The organism is Methyloceanibacter sp., assembly GCF_050999895.1.
Lineage (GTDB): Bacteria > Pseudomonadota > Alphaproteobacteria > Rhizobiales > Methyloligellaceae > Methyloceanibacter.
The window spans coordinates 36,590-48,840 of record NZ_JBPCOU010000077.1 but is presented as its reverse complement, the minus strand read 5'-3'; the positions used below and the strand labels follow the sequence as shown (position 1 = coordinate 48,840).

The following is a 12,251-nucleotide window of genomic DNA, read 5'->3' as shown; positions in this document are numbered from 1 at the left end:
CGCGAATCGGCGGAAATCCTTGCCCGTATTGCCGCCCCAATGGTGCCCCATCTTGCCGAGGAATGCTGGGCTCTGCTTGGGCACCGGGGCCTTGTGGCCGAAGAGCCTTGGCCTTTGGCCGATCCTGCCCTCCTTGTCGACGACACCGTCACCATTGCCGTCCAGGTCAATGGCAAAAGGCGGGACGAGTTGACGATTGCGCGGGACGCGGCGAAGGAGGATATTGAAGCAGCGGCGCTAAAGCTCAAGAATGTCGTGCGCGCCGTCGGGGGACGTCAGATCAAGAAAGTCGTTATCGTGCCGCAGAGAATCGTCAATGTCGTGGCGTAGGCAGAGCCTCGCCCGCGCGGCCTTGGCTTGCGCGCTCGCGCTCACCCTGACGGGGTGCGGCGGCGGCTTTCGCCCGCTCTACGGCACGACCGCCAACGGCTCCGACATGCGCGAGGCCATGGCCGCCGTGAAGATCGAGCCTATCCCGGGCCGCGTCGGGCAGAAGGTGCGCAACGAGCTGATCTTCGCCAATACGGGTGGGAGCGAGGCACCGCCGTCGCGGTTCAGGCTCGACATCGCCATCAAGGAGAGCGTGGCCAATCAGATGGTGCTCATTACCGGCGACGCCACGGGTCAAGTCTATCAGCTCAACGCCAGCTTCAAGCTCGTCAACGTTGCGGACGGCAAGATCATCATGCAAGGCAACGCGATCTCACGCGCGCCGTATGATCGCTACGAGCAGATCTTCGCTAATGTCCGCGCACGCTACGACGCGGAGAATCGCGCGGCGCGCACCATCGCCGAAAACATCAAAACCCAGATCGCGGCCTTCCTCGCAAACGCAGCCTAGGCTCGCGTGAGGGGTCAAGCGTCCGACCGCCAGCACAGACATGGTCGCCTACAAGTCCGCCAGCGTTCCTCGCTTTCTCAAATCGCCCGACCCCGCCTGCCGCTTCGCGCTCGTCTACGGGCCCGACGCAGGCCTCGTGACCGAGCGTGCGGAGATGCTTGCGCGTGTCTTCGGCGCGCGCGGGAAGGGCGACGCGGAGATCGTGCGGCTCGACGAGCGCGATCTTGCCGAGGACGCCTCGCGGATCGAGGTCGAGTTTCGCACCGTGCCGATGTTCGCGGAGCGCAAGGTGGTCCGGGTCGGCGCCGGCGCGCGGCTCGACGTGCCGATGCTGAGGGAGCTTTTGGCGACGGCGTCCCACGGCGGCCTCGTCATCGAAGCCGGAAATCTGCGTCCCGATTCGGCTCTGCGCAAACTGTTCGAAGGCCACCGCGAGGCTGCGGCGCTGCCGTGTTACAGCGAAGCCCAGAACACCACGAGCCTTATCGACGAGGAGCTCAAGGACGCGGGCTTGAGCATCGACCCCGACACGAAAGCGTATCTCGCCGCGCGGCTTGGTGCGGACCAGGCACTGTCACGCTCCGAGGTCGCCAAGCTTGCGCTGTATGCCGCAAGCCGCGGCCGCGTGACGGAAGAGGATATCGACGCCATTGTCGGCGATGCGGCGGAAATCGCGCTTGAGAATTTTGTTTACGACGTGAGCGGCGGCGACGCAAAAAGCGCGCTGCGCGAGCTTGGCCGGCTCGGCGCGGCGGGCACAGGGGCCGCGTCGGCGCTCGCTGCACTTGGCCGGCACTTCACGCAGCTGCATAAGATTGCCGCGGTGCATGCCCAGGGCGGCAATGTGCAGCAGGCCATGCGCTCGCTCCGCCCGCCACCAAATTTCAAGCGCGCCGATGCCTTTACCGCACAAGCGCGGCGCTGGGGTGCTGGGCGGTTGCTCCAGGTCTTGCCGGCGATCCAGGAGACCGTGCGCAGGACGCGGCTTTCGCCCGACCTCGAAGACGCTTTCGCCGAACGGCTTGTGCTGGAATTGACCGCGAAGATTTGACGCGCGACAGCATCGTTGTATGCAAGTTCTGCGAACCAACGGGGACCACCGGCGCATGAGCAACGACACGCGACGCGATAAGCTTTTCGACCTGCTCAAGACGCGCGCGTTCCGGCGCGGCCGCATCGTGCTCGCCTCGGGACGCGAGAGCGATTTCTACTTCGACATGAAGCCGGCGATGCTCGACCCCGAAGGCGCCGCGCTCATGGCAGAGCTGATCATGCAGGAGCTTGAGGGCGTCGAGGCCGATCTGGTCGGTGGACTGGAAATGGGCGCTGTACCCCTGATCGCACCGGTCGCCATGAAGAGCCGCGACTTCGGGCGCAGCCTTCCGGGTTTCTTCGTGCGCAAGGCGGTCAAGGATCACGGCACCAAGAAGCGCGTCGACGGCAACGACGTCGCGGGCAAGACCGTGGTCATCCTAGAAGACGTGACGACCACGGGAGGCTCGGCCTTGGACGCCGTTCAGGCGGTGCGGGCGGCACGAGGAACGGTGGCGCTCGTGCTCACCATCCTCGATCGTGAAGAGGGCGCTGACGCAGTGTTCGCCGATGTGGGGATTGAATTCAGGTCACTGTTCAAGGCGCAGGAGTTTCTCGCGGCGGACTAGGTATCGCGATGTTTCAGAAGCCGGCGGCGGACATCTTCAAGCTGGTCGTAAGAGCCGTAGCGGATGCGAAGCTCGCCCTTCTCGCCACGGCCAGGCTTGATCTCAACCTTCAAACCCAACGCCTCGGCGAGCTCGGTCTCCGCGGCGCGGGTGTCGGCATCCTCGCCTGCGCGCTTTGGCCGTTTGTCCGCCTTCGCCGGCTCCTGAGTGAGCGCCTCGACCTGGCGCACCGTTAACCCCTCGCTCACGATGCGAACCGCAAGCGCCTCGGCATCGGGACGCCCGATGAGCGCGCGGGCATGGCCTGCGCTTAATTTCCCTTCCCGAACAAGGACTTGCACACTTTCCGGCAGCTTCAGCAAACGTAGCGTATTGGCAAGGTGGCTGCGGCTCTTGCCGATGACCTTGGCGAGATCGTCTTGCGTGTAGCCGTGATTGCTCATGAGTTGGCGGTAGCCCTCGCCCTCCTCGATCGCGTTCAAATCTTCGCGCTGAACGTTCTCGATAATGGCGATCTCAAGCGTCTCCTGGTCGCTCAGCGCGCGAACGACGACGGGGACTTCATGGAGATGCGCAAGCTGCGCCGCGCGCCAACGCCGTTCACCGGCGACAATCTCGAAGGTGTCGGCCTCGCCCTTCACCGGCCGCACCACGAGCGGCTGCACCAGCCCGCGCTCGCGAATCGAGGCGGCGAGTTCATCGAGATGCGCCTGCGAGAAATCGCGCCTGGGATTGAAGCGGCCCGCGCGCAACGACGCGAGCGGCACGGTGCGCTGGTCGTCTACGCGGCCGGCGCCCTCCTCCTCGTATCGCTCGCCGATGAGCGAGGCCAAGCCTCTGCCGAGTCTTTTCTTTTGCGCCGCCGCCGCCATGGAAGCCTCCCCATCACCCAATAACGCGTCTTAGAATTTATGCCGCACGCATCCGCCGCTCGCGCTCGATCACCTCCGAGGCAAGCTGGATGTAGGCTTGGCTGCCGGAGCAGCGATAGTCGTAGAGCAGGACAGGCTTGCCGTGAGACGGCGATTCGGCCACGCGAACATTGCGCGGGATCACGGTGGCATAGACCTTGTCGCCAAGGACGCGGCGCACATCGTCGACCACCTGGTCCGACAAGCTGGTGCGCTGATCGTACATCGTGAGCACGACACCGTGGATCTGAAGCTTCGGGTTGAGCCGAACTCTGATCTCTTCCACCGTGCTTAGGAGTTGCGCCAGGCCTTCCAGCGCGAAGAACTCGCATTGCAGCGGCACGAGGACGGCATCGGCGGCCGCAAGCGCATTGACGGTGAGGAGATTAAGCGAGGGCGGGCAGTCGATCAGCACATAGGTGGTGCGGCTGTCCTCGGTCTCCGCCGCCGTCAGGGCCGCGAGGCAGTCGCGCAGCCGATAATGGCGCGCGCCCGAGCTCGGGGTTTCCCGCTCGAACGACATCAGGTCGATCGTGGCCGGCACGATAGAGAGCCGCGGTACATGTGTTGCGATCTTGGCCTGCGCCAAAGAGGCTCTGCCGCTCAGGACGTCGAAGGTCGAATAGGGGCGGTCGTCGACCCCGAGGCCGGTACTGGCATTGCCCTGCGGATCGAGATCGAGGATGAGGACGCGTTCGCCAACGGCCGCGAGCGCTGTGCCCAGATTGATGGCGGTCGTGGTCTTGCCGACGCCGCCCTTCTGGTTGGCGAGAGCCAGAATGCGGGTGCGGCGGGGGCCGGGGGCGTTCATGATTGTGCTCCGGCGTTTTCACGCTTGTGCAGATTAATGACCTCCACGATATGTCCCTCCTTGGAGGTGAGGCTCGGATGCAGCCGATAGGTCGCGTCCCAATCGGCGCGTGCGGCCTCGACCTCTTCTTCCGCTTCGCGGCCTTTCAAGAACAGTCCCCGTGTGTCGGCGCCGAAGAACGGCGCGGCAAACCCCAGCAATCGCGGCAGCGGCGCAAGTGCCCGCGCGCTGAGGATGTCGGGCACTACGGTGTCGGTTCTGCGTGCGAAGTCTTCAATGCGCATGGCATAAATGTCCACATGGGCCTTGGTGGCGCGGGCCACTTCGGCAAGGAAGGCGCATTTCTTGGCGTTCGATTCGATGAGATGCATGCGGAAATCCGGCTGAGTGGACGCGAGGATCGCGACGACCATTCCCGGAAATCCTGCCCCCGAGCCGAGATCCAGCCAGAGTCTCGCCTCCAGCGCAAGGTCTAGTAGCTGAGCAGAGTCGGCAAAGTGGCGGGACCAGAGCGCGGCGAGGGTCGAGGGCGCCACTAGATTGGTCGATTTCTGCCAATGGGTCAGAAGCTCGGCATAGCGGTACAGCCTGTGGATTGTTTCACGTGGAACTTTAAAGGCTTCCGCAAACGTCTCGGGGCCTTCGATGCTTGTTGCGACGTTGGGCACCCCTCGCCCCCCTGTCAGGCGCTCTTGGCGCGGGCGCCCTTTTTCAAATGCGCGAGAAGCAGCATTAAGGCCGCAGGCGTCATGCCGTCGAGCCGAGCGGCCTGGCCGAGGCTCGCCGGGCGATCGCGTTCCAGCTTGTGACGCAGTTCGTTGGAGAGGCCGGCGATGGAGCCGAAGGCGAAGCACGCGGGGATTGCGACGGCCTCTTCCTTCCGGAAGGCAGCAATGTCGTCCTCCTGGCGGGACAGATAAACGGCATAGCGCGCGTCCACTGCTAGCTGGTCGGCGATTTTCGTGTCGAGGTTTGCGACCTCCGGCCAAATGGTCCCGAGCCGCGCAATGTCGATGCCGGGATAACTTAGAAGCTCGAACGCGGTCCGCTTGATACCGTCGCGGTTAATGGCAAGACCAACCTTGCCAGCCTGATCGGGAGTGAGCCCCAGCGCCTTGAGTAGGGCCTCGCCGTCGGCGAGCGAGTGCGACTTAGTCGCGAAAGCCCTGGCGCGTGTCGCGCCGACGCAGCCAATGGCAATGCCGAGCGGCGTCAAGCGCTGGTCCGCGTTGTCGGCACGAAGGGTGAGGCGGTACTCGGCGCGCGAGGTGAACATGCGATAGGGCTCGGTGACGCCGCGGGTGACCAGATCGTCGATCATCACGCCGAGATAGCCGTCGGCCCGGGTGACGGCGAATGTCTTGCCGCTGCCGCCGGCTGCCAGGGCGGCGTTAATGCCGGCGACGAGTCCCTGCCCCGCCGCTTCCTCGTAACCCGTGGTCCCGTTGATCTGGCCGGCCAGGAACAGCCCTGGAACGGCCTTCGTCTCCAGGCTCGGCTTCAGCTCGCGCGGATCGACATAGTCGTATTCGATCGCGTAGCCCAGCCGCTTCACTACCGCATTCTCGAGCCCGGGAATGGTCTTCAGGAACGCGTGCTGCACGTCCTCCGGGAGCGAGGTGGAGATGCCGTTGGGATAGACCGTGTCGTCGTCGAGGCCTTCCGGCTCCAGGAAGATCTGGTGGCGGCCGCGCTCCTTGAAACGCACGACCTTGTCCTCGATGGACGGGCAATAGCGCGGGCCAACGCTCGTGATGTCGCCGGAATACATCGGCGCGCGGGCGAGGTTGGCCGCGATGATGGCGTGTGTCGCCGCGGTCGTGTGCGTGATGTGGCAGGCGATCTGCGGCGTGGCGATCCTGTCGTTCAGGAAGGAGAAGGGGTGGGGCGGGTCGTCGCCGTGCTGCACCTCGAGCACATCCCAGGCAATGGTGCCGCCATCGAGGCGCGGCGGCGTGCCGGTCTTGAGGCGGCCCATGCGCAGACCGAGGCCGTAGAGCCGGTCGGAGAGGCCGATGGCGGGGGCCTCGTCGATGCGGCCCGCGGGGATCTTGCGCTCGCCGATATGGATGAGGCCGCGCAGGAAGGTGCCGGTGGTCAGAACGACGGTGCCACTGCGCAGCTCCCCGCCGTCTGCGGGCACCACGCCGGCGACGATGCCGTTCTCAACGATCAGATCCTCGACCGCTGCCTCGATGACGCTGAGGTTGGGGGTCTCGGTGATCGCGGCCTGCATGGCCTCACGGTAGAGCTTGCGGTCGGCCTGGGCGCGGGGGCCTTGAACTGCCGGGCCTTTGCTGCGGTTGAGCACGCGGAACTGGATGCCGGCGGCGTCGGCGACCCTCGCCATGAGGTCGTCGAGCGCATCGATCTCGCGCACGAGATGGCCCTTGCCGAGGCCGCCAATGGCTGGATTGCAGGACATTTCGCCGATGGTGGCGAAGCGATGGGTGACGAGCGCGGTCTTGGCGCCGAGGCGCGCGGAGCCGGCAGCCGCCTCGCAGCCGGCATGCCCGCCGCCAATCACAATGACATCGAAGCTCTCGCCCATGCGCCGTACCTAATCCGTTCGGCGGCTTCCCGTCAAAAATTCCCGCTTTCCGATTGTTTCACGTGAATCATCGGGCAACGCCGCACCATTGCGGATCAATGCAGATCCATTAGGGGCATTTGCGGGGATATTGGGGGGATGTATAGCGGTTAGTGCCGATCCAAGGGCGTTCGGTCACTTGCCGATGCAGAATTCAGAGAAGATCTCGCCGAGCACGTCCTCCACATCGATGCGGCCGGTGAGGCGTCCGAGATGGCGCGCGGCGACGCGCAGCTCCTCCGCCTTCAACTCGGGTGCGGCTTGGTCATCGCGGAAGCGGACTAGCGCATGCCGTGCCCCCTCCAGTTCGACGCGGTGGCGGGCGCGGGTCATCAGCGCGCCGCCGGCACCCTCTTCCGTCGCCGATGACCCTTCCTGCTGCAGCCGCGCGAGCAACTGCTCGAGCCCCTGCCCGGTCTTGGCCGAGACGGCAATGACATCACCCTCTCCCTTGCCGTCCGGCGCGAGGTCGATCTTGTTCAGGACGACAATTCGCTGCTTCGCCGCCAGCGCCTCCGGCGGCTGCCAGACCGGCGATGTGGCGTCGACGATCCACAAGAGAAGGTCGGCATCCTCGGCGCGCGACAGCGCACGCGCGATGCCCTCGGCCTCGATGCTGCTCGCGGCCTCGCGCAACCCGGCGGTGTCGATGAGGGTCACCGGCAGACCGCCGAGATCGAGATGCACCTCGATGACGTCGCGGGTGGTGCCGGCCTCATGCGAGACGATGGCCACGTCGCGGCGCGCGAGCGCATTCATCAGGCTCGACTTGCCGGCATTGGGCGGCCCGGCGATGACGATGCGAACGCCGGAGCGCAGCCGCTCGCCCCTGCCCTGTAGCGCTTGACCAAGCTCGGCGATCAACGCGGCCACGATGGCGGTGGCTTGCTCCGCGATGCCCGCGCCGACAGCGGCCTCATCGGCAAAGTCGAGCTCCGCTTCGACCAAGCCTTGCGCCTTGAGCAGCGACTGCCGCCACGCCTCATAGCGCGCGCTCGGGATGCCTTCGGCCTGCGCCAGCGCTTGCTCGCGCTGGAGCTTCGTCTCCGCATTGACGAGATCGGCCAAGCCTTCGACCTGACGAAGATCGATCTTGGCGTTGGCCAAGGCGCGCCTCACGAACTCGCCAGGCTCCGCCAGCCGCACGCCCTCAAGAGACAGCGCCGCCTCGATCACCTCACTCACCACGGCGCGGCTGCCATGCACCTGAAGCTCGGCCATGTCCTCGCCGGTGAAGCTCGCCGGCGCCGGGAACCAAAGCACGAGCCCCCGGTCGATCAGGGTCCAATGCGGCGGGCCGACGGCACGGAGCGTGGCGACGCGCGGTCCGGGCAGGCCACCGCATAGGGCTTCGAGGATGACACTCGCTTGAAGGCCCGAGACGCGAATGACGGCGACCGCCGCCGCGCCCACGCCACTCGCATGCGCGACGATGGTATCAGGGGTCACAGCTCCCCCTCACCCGGCTTGCCGAAGGCGCGCCACCCTCTCTCCCTAGGGACGAGGGAAAGGTGCCACTCTCTGGTCATCAGGTCGGCGATTTTGCGGTTCATGCGTTACGTTAGGACGCCGCTAGAGCAAACCGGAAGGCCCAATGCAGGAACAAGCACCGGGAAACCTGCTTTCCCGCGAAACGAGTCCCTATCTTCTCCAGCACCAGGACAATCCGGTGCATTGGCGCGCCTGGGGCGACGCGGCGCTGGCCGAGGCGCGGGCGACCGGCAAGCCCATCCTGCTCTCGGTCGGCTACGCGGCCTGCCATTGGTGCCATGTCATGGCGCATGAAAGCTTCGAGGACGAAGCGACCGCGTCGGTCATGAACAACCTCTTCATCAACATCAAGGTCGACCGCGAAGAGCGCCCCGACGTGGACGCGATCTATATGGGCGCGCTGCATGCGCTCGGCGAGCAAGGCGGCTGGCCGCTCACCATGTTCCTGACGCCCGACGCCGAGCCGTTCTGGGGCGGCACCTATTTCCCGAAGGACGACCGCTTCGGGCGGCCAGCATTCGTCCGTGTACTGAACGAAGTGGCGCGAATCTATCGAGAGGAGCCGGACAAGGTCAGGCTGAACACGACGTTCCTGAAGGACAAGCTCAAGCCGTCGCAGAAGCCGGGCTCGGGCGCGCTTCCCGACGACGCCGTTCTCTCCGAGCTCGGCAGCCGCATGGTGCGGGCGATCGACCCGACGCATGGCGGCATCAGAGGCGCGCCGAAATTTCCGCAAGCGCAGTTCTTCGGCTTCATGTGGCGCGCGGGCCTGCGTTACGGCTTGCCCAACCCGCTGGACGCGGTCGACCTCACCCTCACCCAGATCGCGCAAGGCGGCATCTACGATCATCTCGGCGGCGGCTTCTCGCGCTACAGCGTCGACGAGCGCTGGCTTGTCCCGCATTTCGAGAAGATGCTCTACGACAACGCGCTGCTCGTCGAGCTGATGACGGAAGCGTGGCGGGAAAAGAAGTCGCCGCTTTACGCCAAGCGGATCGCGGAGACGATCGAATGGCTCGTGCGCGAGATGGTCGTCGAGGGCCGCGGCTTCGCCGCGTCGCTCGACGCCGACAGCGAAGGCGAGGAAGGCAAGTTCTATATCTGGTCTCTTGCAGAGATCGAGGATGTTCTCGGCGCGGACGACGCGAAACTCTTCGCCGAGATCTACGACGTGACGGCGTCGGGAAATTTCGAAGGGCACAATATTCTCAATCGCCTCGGTTCGGTTGAGCTGCGCGACGACGAGACCGAGCGTCGTCTCGACGAGATGCGCGGCAGGCTGCTCAAGAGGCGTGACGGGCGCATCCGTCCGGGCTTCGACGACAAGGTGCTGGCGGACTGGAACGGGCTGATGATCGCGGCGCTTGCGAACGCCGCCGATGCGTTCGACCGACCGGAATGGCTGCAAGCCGCTGAGAACGCGTATGAGTTTGTCCGTATACGGATGACACAGAATGACCGGCTGATGCATTCGCATCGCGGCACGGCGAAGGCGCCGGCGACATCATCCGACTACGCCAACATGATCAAGGCAGCGCTCGCGCTCGCGTATGTCACGGGCGACATGTCTTATGTCGAGCACGCGAAAGCGTGGCTTGCGATTCTCGACGAACATTATTGGGCCGCCGATCTCGGCGGCTATTATCTCGCCGCGGACGACACGACGGATCTCATCGTGCGCCCCTTGAGCGCGCTCGACGACGCGACGCCGAACGCGAACGGGGTGATGGTGGCGAACCTCGCCGCTTTATCGCTCTGGGCGGGCGAGGATCGCTATCGCGCGCGCGCCGAAGAGGTGCTGCGCGCTTTTCACGGCGCGCTGATCGAGAATATCGTCGCTCATACGGGGCTGTTGATGGGCGCGCTCGATCTGCTCGCGCCCGCTCATATCGTGCTGATGCTGCCCAAGGAGGGCGATGCGCGTGAGATGCGGCGTGCGCTGAAGGATGTGTCGCTGCCTGGCGCGGTGGTGCAGGAGATCCGCGGAGGCGAGACGCTCGCCGAGAGTTCACCGGCGCACGGAAAGACCGTCATTGAAGGCAAGCCGACCGCCTATGTCTGTATCGGGCCGCAATGCTCCGCGCCGGTCACAGACGCGGCGGCACTGGTCGAGGCGGTGCGGAGTGCGCGCCATATGACGCGGGGTTGAGGTGCTTGGACTGGATTCCCGGAATGACGCGTGTGTGGCAGCGCGCTTACGCCAAACGACGAGTCGGTCTGTTCTGCCATGCCTGCGCAGCAGTGTCATACCGGCGAAAAGCCCGGTTCCGGATTTTTGCCTGTCGCGTATGTGAAAGTTTCTATTCAGCATTTTGCAAATTCAACTATTTTGCGCGCGCTATCGATAACTAGCGTCGAATCCCCCTGGCGATAGTTGGGTAAAGTGAGGAAAGAAATCAGCATGTATCGGTTCGGGCTTTCCGTCGTCGCAGTGGTCGCTGGCTGCATCGCGCTCGGTGCTGTGGCGCAAGCGGACGAGCGCCGCGTCACGAATGCCGAAGAGCTTCCGCCGCGCTCGAAGCGGCGCGGGAGGGCGACGAGATCGTGCTCAAGCCGGCACCTATGCCGGCCAGCTCTACCGCGAGAAGTTGCGCCAGGTGACGATCCGCAGCGCCGAGCGGCGATTACGGCCTGCACCTCGCCGACCCGGTGCAGGTGACGCTCCGACCTCGTGTTCCAGGGCCAGGCCGAGAACGGCATCAATGTCGACGACGCGGACTCGTACGAGACCCCGGCGCGAGACATCAGCCTCATCAACATCACGGTGAAGGACATCGTCAACTCCGGCAACCACGACGCGATCAAGATGGCGGGCGTGGAGAACTTTATCATCGACGGCGCGCGCATCGAGAACTGGGGCGACGACGGCAGCGCCATCGACTTCGTCGGCTGCCGCAACGGCCTCGTGCAGAACTCGCTCCTGATCCACACCGCGCTCAAGGTCGGTGGCTCCGGTATCCGGCCAAAGGGCGGCAGCAAGGACATCGTGATCCGCGCCAACCGCATCGAGCTGCCGGTCGCGACGGGCCGCGCGATCCAGGCCGGCGGCTCGACGGACGCGGAGTTCTTCCGCTTCGCCGAGGGCGACAAGGATTACGAGGTGGCCGGCATCACGATCGAGGGCAACGTCGTGATCGGCGGCGGCGCTGCGTTCTCGCGGGTCAATATCGGCGGCGGCGGCGGCGTGCATCACAATCTGGCGCAGGGGCAGGCGCCCTGGGTGATGCGCATCCTGAACGAGAACCCGGGCACGGCGATCGTCGTCACGAAGAACGGCCAGTTCCGCGACAACGAGATCGCGTTCGCGACCGGCGGCGAATTCAACAGCGCCGTCAATGTCGGCGACGACACCGCGCCCGAGACGTTCCAGTTCGCAGGCAACCGCTGCGTCAACCTCGCCGATCCGACCCAGACAGCTCGCGCCCGAAGCTGCCGGCCGAGGAGAGCGACGGCGTCTACGGCGAGACGCTCACGAACGCGCCCGACCGGGTGCAGGTCTGGGAGTTCCCGTGGGGCAAGTGGCTCGTAACGCGAGCGCCGAGGAGCGCAGCATCGAGGTGCCCGACGCCGCAGGCCTGAAGCGCGTCCTGCCGAACGAAGCCACGCGCTTTGCGCCGCTCGACGAGCGCCCGCTCACCGGCACCTTTGGGGCGGAGGATCTGGCGGGCGGCACGGTGACACTGCCGGCGATGTCGCAAGCGATCCTGATCAATCCCGCGACATGCCCCGGCTGTCTCCACTGAGGGGGAATGACGCCAGTGACGACGTGGATGGCCGGGACAAGCCCGGCCATGACGATGCGTTGAGAGGTTGGAGGCTACGGAGCCTAACGCCGGGTCAGGAGACTGTGGAGCCTAGCGCTCGGTGAGGCGCTCGCGGAGCTTTTTCAGGCGCGTGACGGCCTTCTTGCGCGATTCCTTGCCGCCCGACAACTCCTGATGCGCGG

12 protein-coding genes are annotated in these 12,251 nt (G+C 65.3%); 7 read left to right on the top strand and 5 right to left on the bottom strand.

Translation table 11 applies throughout. The features are described 5' to 3' along the window. The 4 genes from ACR2J1_RS08895 to pyrE all read left to right on the top strand — a co-directional run. A partial coding sequence (locus tag ACR2J1_RS08895; RefSeq protein WP_434018969.1) for a class I tRNA ligase family protein occupies window positions 1-330 on the top strand: 330 nt, incomplete at its 5' end. Continuing rightward, on the top strand, window positions 317-841 hold the full coding sequence (locus tag ACR2J1_RS08890) for a hypothetical protein (RefSeq protein ID WP_434018968.1): 525 nt from the start codon (window positions 317-319) through the stop codon (window positions 839-841). The genes ACR2J1_RS08895 and ACR2J1_RS08890, both read left to right, overlap by 14 nt. Before the next feature lie 40 nt (window positions 842-881). Further along, window positions 882-1,892 (top strand): DNA polymerase III subunit delta, encoded by a 1,011-nt coding sequence (gene holA / locus ACR2J1_RS08885; RefSeq protein WP_434018967.1) that lies wholly within the window; start codon window positions 882-884, stop codon window positions 1,890-1,892. A 55-nt stretch (window positions 1,893-1,947) separates the two neighbouring features. Beyond that, on the top strand, window positions 1,948-2,502 hold the full coding sequence (gene pyrE, locus ACR2J1_RS08880; protein ID WP_434018966.1) for an orotate phosphoribosyltransferase: 555 nt from the start codon (window positions 1,948-1,950) through the stop codon (window positions 2,500-2,502). Here pyrE and ACR2J1_RS08875 read toward each other — a convergent pair. The 5 genes from ACR2J1_RS08875 to mnmE all read right to left on the bottom strand — a co-directional run bounded on the left by ACR2J1_RS08875 (window position 2,499) and on the right by mnmE (window position 8,263). Next, window positions 2,499-3,374, bottom strand: coding sequence for a ParB/RepB/Spo0J family partition protein (locus tag ACR2J1_RS08875; RefSeq protein WP_434018965.1), 876 nt, complete (start codon window positions 3,372-3,374; stop codon window positions 2,499-2,501). The two genes, pyrE and ACR2J1_RS08875, sit on opposite strands and share 4 nt — an antisense overlap. Window positions 3,375-3,411: 37 nt before the next feature. Then, a complete protein-coding gene (locus ACR2J1_RS08870; protein ID WP_434018964.1) occupies window positions 3,412-4,224 on the bottom strand; it encodes a ParA family protein in 813 nt (270 codons plus the stop codon). Next, a complete protein-coding gene (rsmG, locus tag ACR2J1_RS08865; protein WP_434018963.1) occupies window positions 4,221-4,892 on the bottom strand; it encodes a 16S rRNA (guanine(527)-N(7))-methyltransferase RsmG in 672 nt (223 codons plus the stop codon). Before rsmG ends, ACR2J1_RS08870 begins: the two co-directional genes overlap by 4 nt. 14 nt (window positions 4,893-4,906) lie before the next feature. Further along, window positions 4,907-6,775: a tRNA uridine-5-carboxymethylaminomethyl(34) synthesis enzyme MnmG gene (mnmG, locus tag ACR2J1_RS08860; RefSeq protein ID WP_434018962.1), complete on the bottom strand. Its 1,869-nt coding sequence runs from the start codon at window positions 6,773-6,775 to the stop codon at window positions 4,907-4,909. A 174-nt stretch (window positions 6,776-6,949) separates the two neighbouring features. After that, window positions 6,950-8,263, bottom strand: a complete 1,314-nt coding sequence (mnmE, locus tag ACR2J1_RS08855) for a tRNA uridine-5-carboxymethylaminomethyl(34) synthesis GTPase MnmE (RefSeq protein WP_434018961.1) — start codon at window positions 8,261-8,263, stop codon at window positions 6,950-6,952. A gap of 145 nt (window positions 8,264-8,408) precedes the next feature. On the opposite strand from mnmE, the gene ACR2J1_RS08850 reads away from it, so the two are divergent. From ACR2J1_RS08850 to ACR2J1_RS08840, 3 genes are all read left to right on the top strand, one after another. Continuing rightward, window positions 8,409-10,454 (top strand): thioredoxin domain-containing protein, encoded by a 2,046-nt coding sequence (locus ACR2J1_RS08850; RefSeq protein WP_434018960.1) that lies wholly within the window; start codon window positions 8,409-8,411, stop codon window positions 10,452-10,454. A 522-nt stretch (window positions 10,455-10,976) separates the two neighbouring features. After that, window positions 10,977-11,834: a hypothetical protein gene (locus tag ACR2J1_RS08845; protein WP_434018959.1), complete on the top strand. Its 858-nt coding sequence runs from the start codon at window positions 10,977-10,979 to the stop codon at window positions 11,832-11,834. Further along, window positions 11,824-12,048 carry a hypothetical protein gene (locus ACR2J1_RS08840; protein ID WP_434018958.1) on the top strand — a complete coding sequence of 75 codons (225 nt, stop codon included), beginning with the start codon at window positions 11,824-11,826 and terminating at the stop codon, window positions 12,046-12,048. The genes ACR2J1_RS08845 and ACR2J1_RS08840 overlap by 11 nt, the downstream gene beginning before the upstream one ends. Window positions 12,049-12,251 lie beyond the last annotated feature (203 nt).

Coding starts and splice junctions, on each gene's coding strand:
- ACR2J1_RS08890 (WP_434018968.1), top strand. CDS start 317: ATGTCGTGGCGTAGGCAGAGCCTCGCCCGCGCGGCCTTGGCTTGCGCG.
- holA (WP_434018967.1), top strand. CDS start 882: ATGGTCGCCTACAAGTCCGCCAGCGTTCCTCGCTTTCTCAAATCGCCC.
- pyrE (WP_434018966.1), top strand. CDS start 1,948: ATGAGCAACGACACGCGACGCGATAAGCTTTTCGACCTGCTCAAGACG.
- ACR2J1_RS08875 (WP_434018965.1), bottom strand. CDS start 3,374: ATGGCGGCGGCGGCGCAAAAGAAAAGACTCGGCAGAGGCTTGGCCTCG.
- ACR2J1_RS08870 (WP_434018964.1), bottom strand. CDS start 4,224: ATGAACGCCCCCGGCCCCCGCCGCACCCGCATTCTGGCTCTCGCCAAC.
- mnmG (WP_434018962.1), bottom strand. CDS start 6,775: ATGGGCGAGAGCTTCGATGTCATTGTGATTGGCGGCGGGCATGCCGGC.
- ACR2J1_RS08850 (WP_434018960.1), top strand. CDS start 8,409: ATGCAGGAACAAGCACCGGGAAACCTGCTTTCCCGCGAAACGAGTCCC.